Origin of the sequence: Corynebacterium nuruki S6-4, assembly GCF_007970465.1 — a bacterium.
GTDB lineage: Bacteria > Actinomycetota > Actinomycetes > Mycobacteriales > Mycobacteriaceae > Corynebacterium > Corynebacterium nuruki.
Genome location: NZ_CP042429.1, coordinates 2,511,574 through 2,532,523 on the forward strand (window position 1 = coordinate 2,511,574; position 20,950 = coordinate 2,532,523).

At 71.1% G+C, this 20,950-nt stretch carries 18 protein-coding genes; 15 read left to right on the plus strand and 3 right to left on the minus strand.

Features of this window, described 5'->3' with window-relative positions; all coding sequences use genetic code 11:
• Nucleotides 1–3: 3 nt before the first annotated feature.
• Nucleotides 4–1,365 (minus strand): ferredoxin reductase domain-containing protein, encoded by a 1,362-nt coding sequence (locus tag FSW06_RS11160; protein WP_010120452.1) that lies wholly within the window; start codon nucleotides 1,363–1,365, stop codon nucleotides 4–6.
• Nucleotides 1,366–1,510: 145 nt separating this feature from the next.
• On the opposite strand from FSW06_RS11160, the gene FSW06_RS11165 reads away from it, so the two are divergent.
• The 9 genes from FSW06_RS11165 to FSW06_RS14805 all read left to right on the plus strand — a co-directional run bounded on the left by FSW06_RS11165 (nucleotide 1,511) and on the right by FSW06_RS14805 (nucleotide 12,573).
• Entirely contained in the window at nucleotides 1,511–3,118 is a 1,608-nt protein-coding gene (locus tag FSW06_RS11165) for an ABC transporter substrate-binding protein (RefSeq protein ID WP_010120451.1), read from the plus strand.
• A gap of 2 nt (nucleotides 3,119–3,120) precedes the next feature.
• The gene (locus FSW06_RS11170; RefSeq protein WP_238525955.1) at nucleotides 3,121–4,158 is read left to right on the plus strand and encodes an ABC transporter permease; all 1,038 of its coding nucleotides are present in this window, start codon (nucleotides 3,121–3,123) and stop codon (nucleotides 4,156–4,158) included.
• The gene (locus tag FSW06_RS11175; RefSeq protein WP_010120447.1) at nucleotides 4,155–5,039 is read left to right on the plus strand and encodes an ABC transporter permease; all 885 of its coding nucleotides are present in this window, start codon (nucleotides 4,155–4,157) and stop codon (nucleotides 5,037–5,039) included. The genes FSW06_RS11170 and FSW06_RS11175 overlap by 4 nt, the downstream gene beginning before the upstream one ends.
• Nucleotides 5,036–6,751 (plus strand): ATP-binding cassette domain-containing protein, encoded by a 1,716-nt coding sequence (locus FSW06_RS11180; protein WP_010120445.1) that lies wholly within the window; start codon nucleotides 5,036–5,038, stop codon nucleotides 6,749–6,751. Before FSW06_RS11175 ends, FSW06_RS11180 begins: the two co-directional genes overlap by 4 nt.
• A 12-nt stretch (nucleotides 6,752–6,763) precedes the next feature.
• Complete coding sequence (locus FSW06_RS11185) at nucleotides 6,764–8,161, plus strand: NtaA/DmoA family FMN-dependent monooxygenase (RefSeq protein ID WP_010120444.1); 1,398 nt, start codon at nucleotides 6,764–6,766, stop codon at nucleotides 8,159–8,161.
• The gene (locus FSW06_RS11190; protein WP_010120443.1) at nucleotides 8,158–8,901 is read left to right on the plus strand and encodes an LLM class flavin-dependent oxidoreductase; all 744 of its coding nucleotides are present in this window, start codon (nucleotides 8,158–8,160) and stop codon (nucleotides 8,899–8,901) included. The genes FSW06_RS11185 and FSW06_RS11190 overlap by 4 nt, the downstream gene beginning before the upstream one ends.
• A complete protein-coding gene (locus FSW06_RS11195; protein ID WP_010120442.1) occupies nucleotides 8,898–10,637 on the plus strand; it encodes an FAD/NAD(P)-binding protein in 1,740 nt (579 codons plus the stop codon). Before FSW06_RS11190 ends, FSW06_RS11195 begins: the two co-directional genes overlap by 4 nt.
• Nucleotides 10,638–10,705: 68 nt before the next feature.
• Nucleotides 10,706–11,899, plus strand: a complete 1,194-nt coding sequence (locus FSW06_RS11200) for an MFS transporter (RefSeq protein WP_010120441.1) — start codon at nucleotides 10,706–10,708, stop codon at nucleotides 11,897–11,899.
• A gap of 86 nt (nucleotides 11,900–11,985) precedes the next feature.
• Entirely contained in the window at nucleotides 11,986–12,573 is a 588-nt protein-coding gene (locus FSW06_RS14805; RefSeq protein WP_158005218.1) for a CGNR zinc finger domain-containing protein, read from the plus strand.
• Nucleotides 12,574–12,745: 172 nt separating this feature from the next.
• Here the strand turns inward: FSW06_RS14805 and FSW06_RS14560 are convergent, their stop codons facing one another.
• Complete coding sequence (locus tag FSW06_RS14560; protein WP_158005217.1) at nucleotides 12,746–12,910, minus strand: hypothetical protein; 165 nt, start codon at nucleotides 12,908–12,910, stop codon at nucleotides 12,746–12,748.
• Complete coding sequence (locus FSW06_RS11210) at nucleotides 12,907–13,236, minus strand: hypothetical protein (protein ID WP_139024463.1); 330 nt, start codon at nucleotides 13,234–13,236, stop codon at nucleotides 12,907–12,909. The genes FSW06_RS14560 and FSW06_RS11210 overlap by 4 nt, the downstream gene beginning before the upstream one ends.
• A gap of 172 nt (nucleotides 13,237–13,408) precedes the next feature.
• Between FSW06_RS11210 and clpB the strand changes: the two genes are divergently transcribed.
• The 6 genes from clpB (at nucleotide 13,409) to FSW06_RS11240 (ending at nucleotide 20,899) form a co-directional block, all read left to right on the plus strand.
• Nucleotides 13,409–15,991, plus strand: coding sequence for an ATP-dependent chaperone ClpB (gene clpB, locus FSW06_RS11215; RefSeq protein WP_010120438.1), 2,583 nt, complete (start codon nucleotides 13,409–13,411; stop codon nucleotides 15,989–15,991).
• A 143-nt stretch (nucleotides 15,992–16,134) separates the two neighbouring features.
• Nucleotides 16,135–16,896, plus strand: a complete 762-nt coding sequence (locus FSW06_RS11220) for a DsbA family oxidoreductase (RefSeq protein ID WP_010120436.1) — start codon at nucleotides 16,135–16,137, stop codon at nucleotides 16,894–16,896.
• A gap of 268 nt (nucleotides 16,897–17,164) precedes the next feature.
• Nucleotides 17,165–18,184, plus strand: coding sequence for an ABC transporter ATP-binding protein (locus FSW06_RS11225; protein ID WP_010120434.1), 1,020 nt, complete (start codon nucleotides 17,165–17,167; stop codon nucleotides 18,182–18,184).
• A 42-nt stretch (nucleotides 18,185–18,226) separates the two neighbouring features.
• Entirely contained in the window at nucleotides 18,227–19,096 is an 870-nt protein-coding gene (locus tag FSW06_RS11230; protein WP_010120432.1) for an ABC transporter permease, read from the plus strand.
• Between the two features lie 25 nt (nucleotides 19,097–19,121).
• Nucleotides 19,122–20,270 (plus strand): sensor histidine kinase, encoded by a 1,149-nt coding sequence (locus FSW06_RS11235; RefSeq protein WP_010120430.1) that lies wholly within the window; start codon nucleotides 19,122–19,124, stop codon nucleotides 20,268–20,270.
• On the plus strand, nucleotides 20,267–20,899 hold the full coding sequence (locus tag FSW06_RS11240) for a response regulator transcription factor (RefSeq protein WP_010120428.1): 633 nt from the start codon (nucleotides 20,267–20,269) through the stop codon (nucleotides 20,897–20,899). Before FSW06_RS11235 ends, FSW06_RS11240 begins: the two co-directional genes overlap by 4 nt.
• Nucleotides 20,900–20,950: the final 51 nt, after the last annotated feature.

A 20,950-nucleotide genomic window follows, 5' to 3' on the forward strand; every position in this document is an offset into this window, starting at 1 on the left:
CCCTCACGGCTCGGCGGTGATCGCGGCCGGGTCGGCACCGGCGGCGGTGAGGGCCTGCAGGGCGTCCCGCACCGCGGCCTTGCCTGCGGCACTGTCGTCGCCGGCGATGAGGATCCGGCGGTTGCGCCAGGTGCCGTCGGCGAGGACGGCGTCCACGGCGGTGCCGGTGCGCAGGGGTTCGCCCATGGCCATGATCTCGTCGGCGGGGTGGGCGTAGGCGTGGAAGCGGGCGGCATCGGCGGTGTCGTGCCAGGCGGTGCGGGCCTCGCCGGTGGGGTCGTCGGCGGAACCCCGCACGACCGGGGTGACGGTCAGCCAGTCGAAACTGCCGGCCAGCGACAGGACGCCCACGAGCTCGTGCAGGTCGTCGCGGTGCGGGGCCTCCCAGTAGAGGTGGACCGGCGGATGGGAGGGGCGTCCGGAGATCTCCAGCAGCAGGCAGCGCAGCGGCGCCAGGCCCGCCCCGATCGCCAGGAGAGCCACGCCCCGGGTTTCGTCGGCGGGAATGTCCAGACCGCCGGTCGGGTTGGCCAGGACCCAGGTTTCCCCGGGGGTGACCTGCACCGGAGCGTCGACGGGGTGGGGGAGGTGGAATTCGATGAACCCCTCGAGGTTCGGCGGGAGGGCGCTGGCGAGCTGCTGCCACCGGTCGGGTTCGGCGGGGGTGCGGACCTCGAGGAACTGGCCGGGCCAGCCGGTCTTCCCGTTCGCCTTCCGGCCGGCGGCCAGCCGCACGACGGTGGTGTGCGGGCCACGGCGCTGGACATCGGTGACCTCGGCGGTCACGGTGGCGGGGACGCCCGCCTCATCGTCCTCCGCCGAGCCGATGGCGGCGACGCGGACGCCGGAGTCGACGACCTGGAGCAGTTCGGTGAGCCCGGCGGGGATGCCGAGTTCCTCGGCCCGCTGGTAGGTGATGTCCGGGCCGGGCCAGGGCTGGTCGAACTCGGCGCACAGGGCGCGGCTGACCGCCTGTCCCGCGGCGGCGATGTGCCCGACGGTGATGCCGTCCTTGCGCAGGTCGCGGCCCAGGTCGGTGAGGAAGGAGGTGCGGTCCTCGTCGAACCCGCCGGCGTCCCGGCTGTCGACGACGATCCCGCCGGTGGTGTACAGCACGGCCTTGTAGATCCACCGGCCGTCAGGCAGGTGCGGTGCGGCGGTGACGCCGTCGGCACTGACCGGCTGGTCGACGTGGGCCGGGGCGGGGGCGGTGGCGCGGTACTGCGCGGCGATGCGTTCGGCGACGGAGGTGGTGCGGTCCTCGACGGCGGCGAAGGCGCCCTCGAGTGTGGTGAGGTCGGGTGCGGCGGGGATGCGCTGGTGGGCAGCGTGCCGGGATGATCCGCGGGTGAACTCCTCTGTCATGGTTCTCATTGTGGCACACAACGAAACCGGGGACGCCCCGTGCGCAGCGGCGCAGATCGGGTCGGGGTGATCCGAAGGCTTCGGCGGCGCCGGGGCCGCGACTACCGTGCCACCCATGCAGACAGAGCGGTCTAGTAGAAGTGGTGTGGCAGGGACAGCGGCCGCCGCGGGACTGGTCCTCGGCGTCCTCGCGACCCTGACCACCCTCAGCGCCTGCGGCAGTGCCGCGGGACAGCGCGGCGACGGGTACACCGGGCCGCCGGTCAGCGGCGGGACACTGCGCGTCGCCTTCGACGCGGACATCACCTGCGCCGACGGCCAGCAGGTCGGCAACAACACCGCCCTCAACGTCTCCCGGCAGCTCACCGACTCACTCACCGACCAGGACCCGGCGACCGGGAAGATCGTCCCGTGGCTCGCCGAGAGCTGGGAGGTCAGCGACGACTCGACCACCTTCACCTTCCACCTGCGCGACGGCGTGCACTTCACCGACGGCACCCCGTTCACCTCGCAGTCGGTGAAGGACAACTTCGAGGGCATCGTCGACCTCGGGGCGAAATCCTCCCTCGGCTCGACCTACCTCGCCGGGCTGACCGGCATCGACACCCCGGACCCCCGCACCGTCACCGTCCGCTTCGCCGAACCTGACGCCCAGTTCCTCCAGGCCAGCTCCACCATGACCCTCGGCTTCTACGCGCCGTCGACCCTGGCGGAGACCCCGGAGCAGCGCTGCACCGGCGACCTCGTCGGCACCGGGCCGTTCACCCTCACCGACTTCAGCCCCGCCGGCGGTGCCTCCCTGGTCCGCAACGACGACTACCGGTGGGGGTCCGCTCTGGCGCAGCACCAGGGGCCCGCCTACCTCGACGGCATCGACTTCACCGTCGTCCCCGAATCCGGCGTCCGCAACGGCAGCCTCGCCTCCGGCCAGATCGACGTGGACACGGCCGTCCAACCCCAGGACGAGGAACTGCTCGACCAGTCCGGCTTCCCGATCGTCGACCGCCCCAACCCCGGGGTGAACTACTCACTGTTCCCCAACTGGAAGAAGGGACCGTTCACCGACCCCCGCGTCCGGCAGGCGGTGAACGCCGCGGTCAACCGCGACGAACTCACCGCGGTGCTCTCCGCACGGCAGAAGCCCGCGACCTCCGTCCTCGGCTCCACCACCCCCGGCTACACCGACCAGTCCGATCTGCTCCGGCATGACCCGGACACGGCGAACCGGCTGCTCGACGAGGCCGGCTGGACCGGACGCGACAGCGACGGCTTCCGCACGAAGGACGGGGCCCGGCTCACCGTCCCGGTCGGCTACTGGCAGACCGCCCCGTTCCTCGAACTCGTCCAGCAGCAGCTGCGGGCGGTGGGCGTGGACCTGCAGCTGGAGAAGAAGACCATGGCGGAGACCTCCGCCGCCCAGCAGGCCCGCACCAACGACGTCGAGTTCTACAACCTCACCCGCTCCGACCCGGACGTGCTGCGCACCGTCTTCGACGCCGGCGGCCGCAACGTCAACAACCGCCCCGCCGGCCACGTCGACGACCTGCTGGGCGACAGCCTCGCCACCACCGACCCCGCCACCCGGGCCCGCACCGTCGGCGACATCACCGCCGACCTCGTCCGCGACGGCAACGTCATCCCCCTCGTCGAACTCTCCGGGATCTCCGCCACCGCCCCCGACGTGCACGGCTACCGCTACGAGGCCTCCAGCCGTCTCCAACTCCTCGACACCTGGCTCAGTGAAGGAGCATGACCGTGAACCGCTACCTGAACAGATATCAGGCCCGGCACCTCCTGCTGCGCGTCCTCTACGGCGTGATCATCATCTGGGCGGCCTGGACCCTCACCTTCCTCATCCTCTACGCCCTGCCCGGCGACCCGGTCGCCACCATGCTCTCCGGGTCCGGACAGTCGGACGCCACCCCGGAGCAGATCGACGACCTGCGCCGCCAGTACGGCCTCGACCGGTCCCTGCCCGGCCAGTACCTCGCCGCCCTCGGTGGCCTGGTCACCGGTGACCTCGGCTCCTCCTACCTCACCGGGGACGCCGTCACCACCTCCCTGGCCGACACCCTGCCCACCACCCTCGAACTCGCGGTCGCCGCCCTCGTCCTCGGCGGGATCGTCGGCATCCTGACCGCCGTGGCGGCCGTCGCCGCGACCACCGGCCGGTCACCCCGGCTCCGCCGGCTCGGCGACCTCCTCTCCGGCCTGCCGGTCCTGGGCGTCTCCCTGCCCACCTTCTGGGTCGGACTGCTCCTCCTGCAGATCTTCTCCTTCCGCCTCGGCTGGGTCCCGGCCCTGGGCGGCACCGGCCCCGCCGGACTCGTCCTGCCCGCCGTGACCCTCGCCGTCCCGGTTGCGGCGACCGTCGGCCAGGTCCTCCAGCGCAGTCTCACCGCCGGCTGGCACCAGCAGTTCATCACCACGTTCCGCGCCGCCGGTTACACCACCGGCCGGCTGCTCACCACCCACGCGCTGCGTGCGTCCCTGGGGCCGCTGCTCGCGGTGGGCGGCGTCCTCACCGGTCAACTGCTCGGCGGTGCCGTCGTCGTGGAGACCGTCTTCACCCGCAACGGCCTGGGACGCCTCCTCGTCACCTCCGTGACCTCTCAGGACATTCCGGTGGTGCTGGGGGTGGTGACCGTCTCCGCGGCGATCTTCGTCGTCGTCAACATCGTCACCGACCTGCTGCTGCCCGTGGTGGACGCCCGTACCCGGACGACACAGACGACACGGACGACTCGGACGACACGTACCTCCACCGATCAGAAAGAGACGGTGTCCGCATGACCGCCACGACTGCCACGGCCGCCACCGTGCCCGGGCCCCGGACCCGGCGGCGTCCTGTCCGGAACCCCCGTACCGGCCGCCGCACCGGGCCCGGACCCGGCACCGTCCTCGCCGGGCTCGTCCTCCTCGTCGTCCTGGCCTGGGCCGTGGTGCCCGGCCTGTTCACCTCCGCCGACCCGCTCGTCGGACAACCCCTCGACCGGCTGCAGGCGCCGAGCCTCAGCCACCTCTTCGGCACCGACCACCTGGGCCGTGACGTGTGGACCCGGGTCATCCACGGCGCCCGCGAGTCCGTCGTCACCGCCGCACTGGCCGTCGCGGTCGCCGTCGTCGCCGGCAGCCTCATCGGCACCGTCGCCGGCTACGTCGGCGGTGCCCTCGACTCCTTCCTGTCCCGCCTCACCGATGTCCTGCAGTCGGTGCCCAGCCTGCTGCTGTCCATCGCCGTCGTCGCCGGACTCGGCTTCGGCCCCGGCAAGGTCGCCGTCGCCGTCGGTGTCGCCTCCGTCCCGACCTTCGTCCGGGTGGCGCGCAACGAAGTGCTGCGCTGGCGCACCAGCGCCTTCGTCGAGGCCGCCCGGCTCTCGGGCGTCGGCACCGGACGCATCCTCGCCCGCCACATCCTGCCGCACGCCCTGAGTCCGCTCGCCGGTCTGGCGGTGCTGGAGTTCGGCACCGCACTGCTGTCGGTCTCCGCCCTGAGCTTTCTCGGGCTCGGCGCACCACCGCCGACACCCGAATGGGGCCTGCTCGTCGCCGACGGGCGCAGCTACCTCGCCAGTGCCTGGTGGCTGACCACCCTGCCCGGCCTCGTCATCGCCGTCACCGTCATCGCCGTCAACCACCTGTCCCGCACCCTCACCACCAGGAGCACATCATGACCACCACCACTGCAACCACGACAACCGCAGCAACCACAGTCACGACCGGGACGCGCGCAGACGCCGCCGGCCACCGCCCGCCCTACCCGCCGCACGCCGGCAGCGTCCTCGACCTCATCGACCTGACCGCCTCCTACGGCGACCGGACCGCGGTCCGGGACCTCGACCTCTCCCTGGCGGCCGGGGAGACCGTCGCCCTCGTCGGCGAATCCGGCTCCGGAAAATCCACCACCGCCCGCGCGGCCGTCGGACTCGGCGGGGCGGGGCTCACCGTCACCGCCGCGGAGCACCGGATCCTCGGGACGGACGCCACGACCGTCGGCCCCGCGGCCTGGCGCCGCCTGTACCGCGGCGGCATCGGCTACATCCCGCAGGACACCGGCGAAGGTCTCAATCCGGTGCGCACCATCGGCAGCCAGCTCGCCGAGGCGGTCCGGCAGAACGGCGGCACCGGACGCTCCGGATGTGCCGCCGTGCGTCAGGAGGTCGCTGACGCCCTCACCGCCGTCGGGCTGGACGCCACCCTCCACGCCCGCCGCCACCCGCACGAACTGTCCGGCGGGCAACGTCAGCGCGTCCTCATCGCCCTGGCGCTCATCGGCGACCCGGCCCTCGTCATCGCCGACGAACCGACCTCCTCCCTCGACGTCACCGTGCAGAAGCAGGTCCTCGACCTGTTGGAGCGTCGGGTCCGGGAGACCGGGGCGGCGCTGCTGCTGATCACCCACGACCTGGGTGTGGCCCACGCCCGCGCCGACCGCATCGTGGTGCTCAAGGGCGGCCGCCTCATCGAACAGGGCACCGCTCGGACGGTGCTGACCGCCCCGCAGGAGGACTACACCCGCGACCTCGTCGCCGCGGTCCCCGGCCGGGCAGCACGCCGGGCGGCATCACCGGTGTCCGAAAGGACAGAAGCTGCGGAACCGGTCATCACCGCCCGCGGGCTGACCCGCATCTTCGACCGGGCCACCGGACCCGCCGTCGACGGCGTGGACTTCACCCTCACCGCCGGCCGCACCCTCGGCATCGTCGGTGAATCCGGCTCGGGCAAGTCCACCACCGCCCGCATCCTGTTGGGCATCGAACCCTTCGACGCCGGCGAGGTCACCGTCCTCGGCCGACACCTCGACGGCCGCGGTATCCGGGGCCGCCGGGGCGGGGACGCCGTCGCCCTGTCCCGGCGCGCCCGACTGATCCACCAGGACCCCACCGGCTCCCTCGACCCCCGGTTCACCGTCGCCGACACGGTCGCCGAACCCCTCGTCGGCTTCGGCATCGGCGACCGGCACTCCCGCAGGAGACGCGTCGCCGACCTGCTCGACCAGGTCGCCCTGCCGTCGGACGCCGCCGGCCGCCGCCCCGCGGAACTGTCCGGCGGGCAGCGCCAGCGCGTCGCGATCGCCCGGGCACTGGCCGTCGAACCCGACCTCCTCGTCCTCGACGAACCTGTCTCCGCCCTCGACGTCTCGGTACAGGCCCGGATCCTCGACCTGCTCACCGACCTGCAGGGCGAGCTCGGCCTGACCTACCTCTTCATCAGCCACGACCTCGCCGTGGTGCGTGACATCGCCGACGAGGTGGCGGTCATGGCGTCCGGCAGGGTCGTCGACCACGGGCCCGCCGGGGACCTGTTCGCCCACCCCGGCAGCGACGTCACCGCCGGCCTCCTCGCCGCCGTCCCCACTCTCCCCACCATCCCCGCCCAGAACTGAACGGAGCACACCATGACCAACGACAGACGACAGGTCCACCTCGCCGCCCACTTCCCGGGCGTCAACAACACCACCGTGTGGGCCGACCCGGAATCCGGCTCCCACATCGAATTCGCCGGCTTCGAGCACTTCGCCCGCACCGCCGAACGCGGACTGTTCGACTTCCTCTTCCTCGCCGAGGGACTGCGGCTGCGCGAGCACAAGGGACAGGTCTTCGACCAGGACGTCGTCGGACGCCCCGAGACCGCCACCGTGCTGTCCGCCCTCGCCGCCGTCACCACCCGCATCGGGCTGACCGGCACCTTCAACTCGACCTTCAACGAGCCCTACGACCTGGCCCGCACCCTCGCCACCCTTGACCGGGTCTCCGGTGGACGCGCCGCCTGGAACGTCGTCACCAGCCACAACGCCTTCACCGGGGCGAACTTCCGGCGGGGCGGCTACCTCGACGGCGCCGACCGGTACCGGCGCGCCGCCGACGTCGTCTCCCTCGCCCGCACCCTGTGGGAGTCCCACAGCGGCAGTGACGGGCACACCGGCGACGGCTCCTTCGCCCGGCACAGTGACTTCGTCGACGTCCACGGCACCTTCCCCGTGCCGGAGACCCCGCAGATCTCCCCGGTGATCTTCCAGGCCGGCGACTCCGACGAAGGCCGCGACTTCGCCGCACGTCACGCCGAGGTCATCTTCTCCGCCCACACCGAGGCCGAGGACGGGAAGGCCTTCCGCGCCGAGATCGACCGGCGGCTCGCGGCGGCGGGGCGGCGTCCCGAATCGTTGAAGATCTACCCCGGCATCTCCGTCATCCTCGGGGACACGGAGGCCGAGGCGCAGGAACGCTACCGGGAGGTCCGGCACGCCCAGGTCCACGGCCCCGGCGCGATCGCCTTCCTCGAACAGGTGTGGGGCCGCGACCTCACCGACTACGACCCCGACGGCCCGCTGCCGGAGATCGGACCCGACCTCGACAACGCCGACATCACCCGCGGCCGCGTCCGCCACGAGAAGGACTACGGTGCGCTCGCCCGACGCTGGCGGGAGCTCGCCGAGGAGAAGAACCTCTCCATCCGTGAGCTCGTCACCGAGGTCTCGGGGCGCGGCGGCACCCTCATCGGCACCCCGGCGCAGGTCGCCGCAAAGTTCGACGACCTGACGCAGCAGCGTGCCGCCGACGGCTTCATCATCGTCCCGCACATCACCCCCGGCGGGCTCGACGAGATCGTCGACCGGGTCGTCCCCGAACTGCAGGACCGTGGCGTGTACCGCACCAGCTACCCCACCAGCCCCGGGGACGCCACGCTGCGCGACAACCTCGGACTGCCCGCCTACGTCCCCGGCACTTTCCCGGCCGCGCCGGCTGTGCCATCCGTGCCATCCGTCGCCCGCACCAACCAGGAGGTCTCCGCATGACCACCGTCGTCCGTGTCTCGCCGTCCGCCGCGCTCGACCTCGATGCCCTGTCCGCCGCCGCCCGTGCACTCGACGGGGCGTCCGACAACTACCTGCTCGTCCTCGGTGACGACTACACCTCCGGCCAGAACGCCGTCCCCCTCGCCGCCTGGCTCGCCCCGCAGACCACCCGGCTGCGCATCGTGGCCGAGGTGCCCGTGACCCACACCGAGCCGTTCCACGTCGCCACCTCCACCGCCACCCTGGACTACGCCGCCACCGGGCGCGCCGGGTGGTCGCCCGTCGCCCAGACCTCGGACGCCGCCGCCGACGTCATCGGACGCCGTCCCGCCGCCTCCGCCGACGCTGCCTGGGGCGAGGTCCCCGATGTCGTTGCCGCCGTCCGCGCCCTCTGGACCTCCTGGGAACCGGACGCCGAGATCCGCGACGAAGCCACCCACCGCTTCATCGACCGGGACAAGGTCCACTACGTCGACGCCACCGGCACCGACTCGGTCGGACAACCGTGGTCGGTCAAGGGACCGTCCATCGTGCCGCGGCCCCCGCAGGGTGAACTGCCGACCGTGATCACCGTGGACACCCCCGAAGCCGTGCCGGTCGCCGCCGCGGTGACGACCGGCCCGGGTGACATCGTCATCACCGGTGACCGGTTCGTGTCCCACGACGGGTCGACCGGCGAGGTCCGCCACATCGCGGACGCCGCCGGACTGCTCACCCTCGCCGCGAAGGTCAGCGCATGAGCCGGACACTGGTCATCGTCGGCGCCGGGCCGCGCACCACCGGCATCCTCCTGGCGCTTGCGGCCCTGCCGCCCCAGGCCGGTCCGGCGGTCGACATCCACGTCGTCGACCCGTACCCCGCCGGGCCCGGCCGTATCTGGCGCGACGATCAGCCGGCGGAGGTGTGGATGAACAACACCTCCGACGAGATCACCGTCTACGCCGACGGTGACCCCGGTGTCCCGGCCGCGGTGCCCGGACCGGGCCTCGCCGACTGGGCCGGTGGCCGCCGCTTCGTCCCCCGCCGGGAGGCCGCCGGCTACCTGCGGGACGCCTTCGGGCGGGCCGTCGCAGCACTCACCGACCCGGCGTCCCACCCCGGTGTCACCGTCACCGAACACCGCACCCGGGCGGAGCATGTCACCCCGGCCGACGGTGGTGTCCGGCAGGTGCGGCTGGCGGACGGCACGGAGCTGCGGGCCGACGTGGTGCTGCTGGCCCAGGGGCACCTCGACGTCGACCCCGGCGACTCCGGCGACCCGGGCGACCCCGGCGACCCGGGCACAGTCGGGGAGGGGCACACCCCGCCCGGCTACACCGTCGACCAGGACTTCTCCGGGCTCCCGGCGGGGCAGGACGTCCTCGTCCGCGGATTCGGACTCGCCTTCATCGACCTCATGGAGATGCTCACCGAAGGCCGCGGCGGCCGGTTCGAGCACCGTACCGGACACAGTGCCGGTGATGCGGCCCGCGAACTCGTGCCGACCTACGTCCCCTCCGGCCGGGAGCCGGTGCTGTGGGTCGGGTCGCGACGCGGGGTGCCGTACCGGTCCAAGCCGGTCGACGGGCCGCCGACCGTGGAGCTGCGTCATCTGGTCCCGGCGACCCTCGACCGGGTGCCGCGGACGTCCGACGGCACGTTGGCACCCGGGCACCTGCGACGACTGCTGAGTGCCGAACTGCACAGTCAGTGGTCGGCGGTCACCGACGACGCACTGGACCTGCACCGCATCGACCGACCGCTCGACGGCCTCGCCTTCCCCGGTCGCCACGCCGTGGAACGCGAGGTGGAGCAGATCGCGCTGACGAACCTCATCCGGGCGACCGACCGGCGGCACCCGCAGGACGGCGTACTGTACAGCACCCTCGTGGCGTCCTATTTCGTCCTGCACGCACTGCTCGCCGAGGGACTGCTCGACGAGGAGGACCGGGCACTGGTCGCACGGGTGGAGGGCTCGTTCTCCTACGTGTGCTCCGGGCCGCCGCCGGAGCGGCTCGGGAATCTTCTGGCGCTGCACCGCGCCGGGCTGGTCCGGTTTCTCGGGCCGGACACCCGCTTCCGCCGGAACGCCGACGGGGGACCACGGTTCCGCGCCGACAGTCCCGTCGTCGGCGGCGACCCGGTCACCGCCGACCACCTGGTGGACGCCCGGTTGGCGCAGGTCACGGTGCCGTCGGTGACGGACCCGGTGCTGCGCGGGCTGCTGGCGGACGGGGACCTCGTCGCCGGGACCGGGGCGTCCGGTGCGGCGGATTCGGTGTTCGTCGTCGACGCGGACAACCGTGCGGTCGGGGCGGACGGCGTGGCGTGTGACGGGCTGTTCCTGGTGGGGCCGTCGACCTCTGACCCGGTGCGGGAGGGGTTCGGGCGCCCCGGGCAGCGGACCCGGGTTTTCCCGGCGAACCGGCGGGTCGCGGAGGCGGTGGCGGGGGCGTTGGCGGGTGACCGCACGCTGAGTGCCCCGGGCACGGTGTGAGGAGAACGGACACACCACCAGACTAACCTGTTTGACAGGTTAGTTGGTCATCGGGCATTCTCACCCCCATGAACAACGCGCACCCCGCCTCGCCGCCACGCAGCTCCGCGTCGCTCGTCGCCGCCGTCCTCGGCCTCATGGTCGTCGTCATGGCGCACTCGAACATGCCGACGCCGCTGTACTACATCTACGGCCGTGACTTCGAGGTCACCACCGGCGCCATCACCGTGATCTACGTGATGTACGCCGTCGGCATCGCCGTGGGACTTGTCCTGGTCAACGCCGTCACCGCCCGCGTCGGGCAGCGGTACACCCTCGTCCTCGCCGCCGCCGCAGGGATCGTCAGCAACCTGCTGTTCCTGGTCGCCGACGGCATCGGCTGGCTGCTGGCCGCCCGGATCTTCACCGGCATCGCCTGCGGCTTCGTCATGAGCGTGGGCACCACCCTGGCGGTGGAACTCACCGCCGCGGAACACCGGCAGCGCACCGCGGTCGCCGCCACCGCCTGCAACGTCTCCGGCATGGGACTCGGCCCGGTGCTCGGCGGCATCGCCGCGGACCACGCCGCGTCCCCGGTGACGGTGGTGTTCACGGTGCACCTCGCACTCCTGGTGCTCCTCGTGGTCCAGCTGGTCCTGCTCCGCCGGGCGGACACCACCGGACCCGTGCCCTGGACCGGGTGGTTCCGCCCGCCGAGTGCCGCAGGCTTCCGGCCGGCGTTCTACGGGCTCGCCCTGATCGGCCTGGCAGGCGTGGGGGTCTTCGGCCTCATCGCCGCGCTCACCCCGGCGTTCCTCACGGAGATCGGGGTGGACGCCTCCTTCACCGTCAGTGGTCTGGTCGTCGCCTGCACGTTCGCGGGCTCCGCGGTCGCCCAGTTCGCGTTGAAACGGGTCGGACTGCGGTCCGGCGTCCTGACCGGGGCGTCCGCCGTCATCCTGGGCCTGGTGCTGCTGGCGGTCGCCGTCGGCACCGGACAGATGTGGCTCTACATTCTCGCCGCCGTGGTCAGCGGAATCGGGCAGGGGATGACCCTCTCCCGCTCGGTCGCCGCGGTCTCCGCCGCCGCGCAGGACGCCGCCGAACGCGTCTCCGCGGTATCGCTGTTCTACTTCCTCGTCTACCTGCTGGCGTCCGTCCCCGTCGTTCTCGTGGGCGTCGTCCAGCGCAGTGCCGGGCTCGGGACCGCCGCCGTCGCGTTCTCCGTACTGTCCGCCGTCGTCGTCGCCGTCGGGGTGGCCCTTGCCGGACGCCGCCTCTGACCCTGTATCCGATGCTGCCTGAGGTGCCGCAGCAGGGACGGTGCAGTCGGAAGCGCACAGGAGCACACAGGAGCACAATGGTGGGCATGAGTGAGATCCTCTTTCTCGGCGGACGCCCCAGCCTCGACCTCGTGAACACCCTGCGTGGGCGCAACGACGACGTCCTGGGGCGGCGCGACCTGCTCGCGGACGCCGAGGGGCTGCGGGACTGGATCAGCCGTGCCGGCGACGAGGCCGACTGGTTCACCCTCGATGCACCGGCCGGTATGCCGACCGACACCGAACTGGCGGATGCCGTCCACCTGCGGGAGGCCGTCCATGACCTGGCACTGGGGAACGTGGAACCGGCGGATCTCGATACCGTGAACCGGCTGGCCCTGTCTCAGCCGGTGCCCGCGCTGACCTGGGACGGTACGTCGTTTGCGGTGGCCGGGGAAGACGGGCCGGCTACGGTCTCCCAGGTTCTCGGTCTGTTGGCGGCGGATGCGGTGAATCTCTTCGCCACGACCGCGCCCGAACGCATCAAGGAGTGCGCCCAGCCGCGGTGCGGCATGGTCTTCCTCGACACGTCACGGGGCAACCGGCGGCGGTGGTGCTCCATGTCCACCTGCGGGAACCGTGCGAAGGTGAAGCGTTTCGATGACCGGGCCCGGGAGGCCGCGGCCGGCGCTTAGGTGTACTTCCCCTCGTGGTTGTGGACGCCGCCTGCAGGTGTCGGGTTCACGAACCGAGGGGTCGGTCGTGTCCCGGGGCGGTCGGGTTCACGAACCGAGGTGCGCACTGAGGACAGGAAAATCGACCTGTCGGTTCGTTCCGCGCGCATCGGGGGTTCCGCGGACACCGGGGTCAGTGTCGGTGCTCTGCCCGCCACTCGGCCTCTTCTCTGCGTCGGCGCTCGACCTTTTTCACGATGTCCGGGTGCCGGCGCTGAATGGTTTCAAGTACCCGGGTGGCGCCTTCCTGGCGGATGCGCTCGGTAAGTTCGTCATCGGCGGGCTTCCGTGTGCTCACGGCATGTCCTCCTCGGTGGATGATGTCGAGCCCAGTGGGGATCCCGGGTGTTCTCCATCGGTTGTGACCTCGGTGATCAGTGCCGGCAGGCCCACGACGATGTGCCTGTCCTCGCGGCTCCGCAACGGTGATGCTGCGAGTTCGTTGAGGAACAGCCAACCTACCTCCTGTCTGAGATGGTCATCGGACGCGGTGAGTTCCAGAGCATCCATCAGCCGGTTCCACCACGACGTGCTGTTTCCGGCACTCTGCTGGCGCACGGCGACGATGACGGACACGATCAGGGCCCTACAGGCACCGCCGACCGGCGGGAAAGTGACGCACATCACCACAAAATTGAAACTTGAGTGGAACATACTCAACCCCCGCGCCGTTGTACCCTGTGTAACCGATAGAGTTGACAGCGGTAGGCTAAAGCCAAGCGGCAGGGACGCGACAGCGTCCACAGTGTGTGGCACAGCGACCGTCCGTCCACACACCAGCACGAAAGGGAGATACATGAGCGGTTTCACCCCCACCACCCGCACCCAGGAGGCCCTGCAGGCTGCACTGCAGTCCGCCAGCGCCAAGGGCAACCCGGACATCCGGCCCGCCCACCTCCTGGTCGCCATCCTCGACCAGGAGGATTCCATCGCCCGGCCGGTCCTCCAGGCCGCCGGGGTCGACCCCCAGGGCGTTCTGTCCGACGCCCGCGACCTCGTCGACGGCTACCCGTCGGCGCAGGGCTCCGGCATGGCGAACCCGAACTTCAACCGGGACGCCCTCAACGCCCTCACCGCCGCGCAGGAACTCGCCGAGGAGCTCGGCGACACCTACGTCTCCACCGAGGTCCTGCTCGCCGGCATCGCCAAGGGCAGCTCGGACGCCGCCCAGGCCCTCCAGAACCGCGGCGGCACCTTCGAAGCCATCCGCGGCGCCTTCGAATCCGTCCGCGGCAACCGCAAGGTCACCACCGAGGAGCCCGAAGGGCAGTTCCAGGCGCTGGAGAAGTACTCCACCGACCTCACCGCCCGGGCCCGCGAAGGCAAGATCGACCCGGTCATCGGTCGTGACCAGGAGATCCGTCGTGTCGTCCAGGTGCTGAGCCGCCGCACGAAGAACAACCCGGTGCTCATCGGTGAGCCCGGTGTGGGCAAGACCGCCATCGTCGAGGGCCTCGCGCGGCGCATCGTCGCCGGCGACGTGCCCGAGTCGCTGCGCGGCAAGAAGCTCATCAGCCTGGACCTCGGCTCCATGGTCGCCGGCGCGAAGTACCGCGGCGAGTTCGAGGAACGCCTCAAGGCGGTCCTCGACGAGATCAAGGAGGCCGAGGGCGAGATCATCACCTTCATCGACGAGCTGCACACCATCGTCGGTGCCGGTGCCACCGGTGAGTCCGCCATGGACGCCGGCAACATGATCAAGCCGCTGCTCGCCCGTGGTGAGCTGCGCCTGGTCGGTGCGACCACCCTCGACGAGTACCGCAAGTACATCGAGAAGGACGCCGCCCTGGAGCGTCGTTTCCAGCAGGTCTACGTCGGTGAGCCGACGGTGGAGGACACCATCGGCATCCTGCGTGGCCTCAAGGAACGCTACGAGGTCCACCACGGCGTCCGGATCCAGGATTCCGCGCTGGTCAGCGCCGCAACCCTGTCGGACCGCTACATCACCAGCCGGTTCCTGCCGGACAAGGCCATCGACCTCGTCGACGAGGCCGGGTCCCGGCTGCGCATGGAGATCGACTCGCGCCCCGAGGAGATCGACGATGCCGAGCGCGTCGTCCGCCGCCTCGAGATCGAGGAGATGGCGCTGAGCCAGGAGACCGACGAGGCCTCCAAGGACCGCCTGGTCAAGCTGCGTGCCGAACTCGCCGATGAGCGGGAGAAGCTGTCGGGCCTGACAGCCCGGTGGGAGAACGAGAAGGGCTCCATCGACAAGGTCCGCGCCGTCAAGGAGGAACTCGACGGCCTGAAGACCGAGTCGGAGATCGCCGAGCGCGACGGGGATTACGCCCGTGTCGCCGAGCTGCGCTACGGCCGGATTCCGGAGCTGGAGAAGGAGCTCGCCGAGGCCGAGGAGACCGCCGCGAAGGCGGAGGAGGACCGGATGCTGACCGAGGAGGTCACCCCGGACACCATCGCCGAGGTCGTCTCCGCCTGGACCGGGATCCCCGCCGGCAAGATGCTGCAGGGCGAGACGGAGAAGCTGCTCGCCATGGAGAAGGTGCTGGGTGGTCGTGTCGTCGGCCAGAAGGCCGCCGTCACCGCCGTGTCGGACGCCGTGCGCCGGTCGCGTGCCGGTGTCGCCGACCCGAACCGGCCGACCGGTTCCTTCCTGTTCCTCGGTCCGACCGGTGTCGGTAAGACCGAGCTGGCGAAGGCGCTGGCGGAGTTCCTGTTCGACGACGAGCACGCCATGGTCCGCATCGACATGTCGGAGTACGGCGAGAAGCACTCCGTGGCACGTCTGGTCGGTGCTCCCCCCGGATACGTCGGCTACGACGCCGGTGGTCAGCTCACCGAGGCCGTGCGGCGCCGCCCCTACACGGTGGTGCTGTTCGACGAGGTCGAGAAGGCACACCCGGACGTCTTCGACGTGCTGCTGCAGGTGCTCGACGAAGGTCGGCTGACCGACGGCCAGGGTCGGACGGTGGACTTCAGGAACACCATCCTGATCCTCACCTCGAACCTGGGTGCCGGCGGGACCGACGAGCAGGTCATGGACGCGGTGAAGCACGCCTTCAAGCCGGAGTTCATCAACCGGCTCGATGACGTGGTCATCTTCGATTCCCTGTCCGCAGAGCAGCTGAAGTCGATCGTGGAGATCCAGGTCTCCCAGCTCGCCGAGCGGCTGTCCGCCCGTCGGCTGGACCTGCAGGTCACCGACGCCGCGAAGGGCTGGCTCGCCGAGCGCGGCTACGAACCGGCCTACGGTGCCCGGCCGCTGCGCCGCCTGATCCAGAAGGCGATCGGCGACGAGCTGGCGAAGAAGCTGCTCGCCGGTGAGGTCCGCGACGGCGACACGGTGCAGGTCGATGTCGACCCGCACATCGCCGACGGGGTGGACGCCCTGTCCATCCAGGCGGTCGCCCACGAGGACTGACCCCCGCCCCCGAAATCTTCACCGCCCGGGGCACGGATCCACCACCGGATCCGTGCCCCGGGCGGTGAAGATTTTTCTGCGTGGGGCCTGCGGTGCCCTCATCCCACCGGAATAGCGGGACGCCCCGGGCGGTTGCAGCGGACGTGAACATCGATATCTGGTCCGACGTCGCCTGCCCGTGGTGCTTCATCGGCAAGCGCCGCTTCGAGACCGCACTCGCAGCCTTCCCCCACAAGGACGAGGTCACGGTGACGTGGCACTCCTACCAGCTGGACCCCACCCTCCCGGAGCACGACGACCGTACCGAGGCGGAGTACCTCGCGGCGTCCAAGGGTATGCCGGTCGGGCAGGTCCGGGCCATGTTCGGCCACGTCGCCGAGCAGGCGGCGGGGGAGGGGCTGCACTACGACTTCGACAGTCTCGTCGTCGCGAACTCCATGCGGGCGCACCAGCTCATCCAGCTGGCCAAGGAGACGGACGCAGGGACGGACGCGGGGACGGACGCGGCCGATGCGACTGGGGCGGCCGGCACGGTGAACGCCGTCGAGGAGGCCCTGTTCCGGGCGCACTTCGAGGACGGCGAGGACATCGGGTCCCCGGCGGTGCTGGAGCGTGTCGGCGTCGCCGCCGGGCTGGACGCCGCCGCGGTCCGTGATGAGCTGGATTCCGGCTCCCGGATCCCCGCCGTGGAACAGGATGTCCGGCAGGCGGCGACCCTCGGACTGAACTCGGTGCCGACGTTCGTACTGGACATGGCGCTGGCGGTGCCGGGGGCGCAGCCGGTCGAGGTGTTCGGCCGGGCGCTGGAGCAGGCGTGGGAGCGGTCGCACCAGGGGCTGACCACTGTGACCGGCGACAGTTCCGACGGGGATTCCGCCTGCGGTCCCGACGGCTGCCGGCTGTAGTTTCCCCGGGGCTACGTTGCCCGTTCTCCGGACATCCCGTCCGCGGGCGTGTCACCGGCTGATCCAGCGGCGCGGGTGTGCGTCGGCAGGGTGGATTTTCCCGCCGGGCCACCCTGCCGACGCACACCCGGAGGCAGCATCGACACCGCATCGCCGATAACACCGGCACCTGAGATGACACCTGTCACACGAACCTGGTGACAGATGCGCGGCAACCCGTGACAAACGCCTCTACCAGCGCCGACGCGTCCGCGGCACGATCGGAGGCATGAGCACAGCAACCGAGCCCACGGCCACCCCGACCACCCGCCGCACCACCACCGCCCCCGTCATCACCGTCCGGGACCTGACCCGCACCTACCGCCCCACCGGCAGGAAGAAAGACGCCTACACCGCCGTCGACGGCATCAGCTTCGAGGTCCGGCGCGGCGAAGTCTACGGCCTCCTCGGCACCAACGGCGCCGGGAAGACCTCCTCCCTCGAAGTCATCGAGGGCCTCGCCGCCCCCACCGGCGGCACCGTCGCCATCTTCGGCCACGACCCGAAGACCGACCGCGACATCGTCCGCCCCGACCTCGGCATCATGCTGCAGAACGGTGGCCTGCCCAAGGAACTCACCGTCGCCGAGACCATGCGCATGTGGGCCGGCACCTGCTCCACCCCGCGTCCCACCGCCGAGGTCCTCGCCGAGGTCGACCTGACCCACCGGCTCACCACCCGCGTCGGCTCCCTCTCCGGCGGCGAGCAGCGACGCCTCGACCTCGCCTGCGCCCTGCTCAACGATCCCCGCGTCATCTTCCTCGACGAACCCACCACCGGCCTGGACCCCGAGTCCCGCGCCCGGACCTGGGAACTGCTCGCCGACCTGAAGGCCCGCGGCGTGACGATGGTCCTCACCACCCACTACCTCGAAGAGGCCGAACGCCTCGCCGACCGCATCGCGATCATGCATGCCGGCCGCATCGCCGTGGAAGGCAGCCTCGACGACCTCGTCGCCGCCGAGGGTGCGGAGATCACCGCGACCCTGCCGGGCAACGGTCCCGGCGCCGGCCCGGACGCCCTCCCGCACCTCCCGGACACCACCGGTTTCCCCGACTTCCCCGGAGCTCTCGTCAGCCGCGACGGTGACCGTCTCCGGATCCAGACAACCCACCTCCAGCGGGACGCCCACCGGCTCCTCGACTGGGCCGCCGCACAGGGCATCACCTTCGACCACTTCACCGCCCGCCCCGCCAGCCTCGAGCGCGTCTTCCACCGCATCGCCGGTGCCGACGCACAGGCCGCCTGACCGGGAAACCCTGACCGGAACACAGAGAAAGGAACACCCGTCATGACCACTGCAACCAACACAACCCGCCCATCACAGCGCACCGCCACCCCGCCCCGCACCGGAGCGGCGTCCCGGATCGTCTCCCGCGTCACCGCCCTGGCCCGCTCCGAGACCCTCCAGTTCCTCCGCAACCGCACCCTGCTCATCAACGCCGCTGTCTTCCCCCTCGGCTTCGGCCTGGCGATGTTCTTCGTCACGAAGGCCGCCGACGGCTCCACCGTCACGGACGCCGCCGCCATGGCCCTGGAGTACTTCCTGGTCTTCGCCCTGATATTCGTGCAGTACTACACGGTGCTGTCGATGGTCACGACCCGCCGCGACGAAGGCGTGATGAAACGGCTGCGCACCGGCGAGGCCCGCGATGCGGAGATCCTCGGCGCGTTCTCCTTCCCCGGCGGCGTCCTGACGGTCCTGCTCACCGTCGTCATGGTGGTCGTCCTCATCGTCCTCGGCGCCCCGGGGCCGGTGAACGTGCTGCCGGTCATCGTCGGCGTCCTGCTCGGTCTCGCGGTCTGCACCGGCCTGGCGCTGCTCACCAGCGGCATGACGAAGAACGCGGAAGCCGCCCAGATCACCTCCCTGCCGGTGATGGTCCTCATGTTCGCCTCGATGGGCAGCATCCGCCAGATGTTCCCCGACCAGGTCAACGACATCATCGGACGTACCCCGTTCGCCCTGGTCTTCGACCTCTCCGAGTACGGCTGGACGGGCAGCACCATGACCCAGCGCATCGCCGATGACGGCCCCGCCCCGCTGGACGCCGCGGGCGTCCTCGGGGAGACCTGGCCGATGATGGTCATGCTCGCCGCCTGGGCGGTCCTCTGCCTGTGGGCCGGTGCGAAGTACGTGAAGTGGGATGTCCGGAGCTGACCGGCCGGGAACAGGAACTGACACAATGGGTGCCGTGAACCCTTTCCGGACCTGGCGGACCTTGGGCGGCGGCGCGAAGCTCGCCGTCTACACACGACTGTCACTCGATGCGATGGTCGTGTTCTTCGGCCTGTACGTGGTGGTCGTCGTCATGTTCGTGGACACCGACGTCACCCCGCCCGTCTGGCTCAGCACCGTCGACATCGTGGCGTCCCTGCTGCTCATCGCCGTCGGTGTCGCGGTCCTCGAGTTCCGCCCCGAGTTCTCCACCGCGCCGCGTCGTGCCGTGCCGTGGCTGCTCCCCGCCGCGACGGTGCTGGGGGCGTCCTGCTGGCTGGCGGGAATCCTGCTGACCCTGTCGGGGAACGACGAAGTGTCCGCGGGCGGGGCGCCGCTCGTTGTCATGTCCCTGTTCGTCGTGCCGTTGGCCGTCCTGCCCTGGCTGCCGTACCACTGGCCGGTCGCCGCGGCCGCCACGGTGGTGACCGCGCTGGTCCTCGGCGGGAACTGGTGGATGGCCCTGTTCATCCCCTTCTTCCTCATGACGACACTGCTGTCGGCGTGGACCGTGTCCGTGGCCAGACAGCTCGACCGTGCCCGCATCACCGAGAGTGCGCTGCAGGTCAGTGAGGAGCGTCTCCGCTTCGCCCAGGAACTGCACGACACGGTCGGTCAGCGCCTCGCCGCGATGTCGGTGAAGACGGAACTCGCCCGGGCACTCGCCGCCCGCGGCGATGACCGGTTGGACGCCGAACTCGCCGACCTGCAGTCCCTGACCCGCACCACGGTCGCCGAGATGCACGATGTGGTGGAGGGCTACCGCACCGCGGACCTCGCCACCGAACTGCGGTCGGCCCGCGACCTGCTGACCAGCGCGGGCGTGGCGTGCACGGTCGAGGGCGATCCGGCGACCGTCGGTGAGCCGCTCGACGAGGTCGCCGCCTGGCTGGTCCGGGAGGCGGCGACGAACGTGATCCGGCACTCGGAGGCCACCCGGGTGCGGATCACCCTCGCTCCGGACATGGTGGCGGTCGCCAATGACGGGGTGGTGCGGGACATCGGCCGACTGTCGGGGCTGGCCGGGATCAGACGCCGCGCGGAGCCGGCCGGGGCGTCCCTCGTCGCCGAACGCGACGGTGACCGGTTCACCGTCACCCTGACAGGAGCGTCATGAGTATCACCGTGGTCGTCGTCGACGACGAATCCCTGGTCGCCAGTTCACTGTCCACCCTGCTCGACCTGGAGGACGACCTGCGGGTCGTCGCCACCCTCGGCTCCGGTGAGGACCTGCTGTCCTGGTGGGACGCCGCCGCTGCCGACGACGCCGCCCACCGTGCCGATGTGGTCGTCATGGACCTCCAGCTCGGCGGAATCGACGGCGTGGAGACCGCCCGCCGGCTCGCGCAGCAGGCCGGGGAGACTCCCGCGGTCCTTATCGTCACCAGCCACGGGCGTCCCCGGGAGCTCCGGCAGGCCCTCGCCGCGGGGATCCCCGGGTTCGTGCGGAAGACCTCCACCGCCGCCGAGTTCGCCACCGCCGTGCGCGCCGTGCACGCCGGACGCCGCTACATCGACCCCGACCTGGCCGCCGCCGCGATCAGTGCCGACGAGTCCCCGTTGACCGACCGGGAGGTGGAGGTGCTGGAGGCCGCCGGGCGCGGCGGATCGGTGGAGCAGATCGCCGCCACGGTGCACCTGGCACCCGGGACGACCCGCAACTACCTGTCGTCGGCGATGGGCAAGACGGGGGCGGCGACCCGGTTCGAGGCGTGGCGTATCGCCCGGGAACGCGACTGGCTGTAACGGTACCGCCCCGCGGGGAGGTAGTTCACAGTGACAACCTTCCGTCGATCC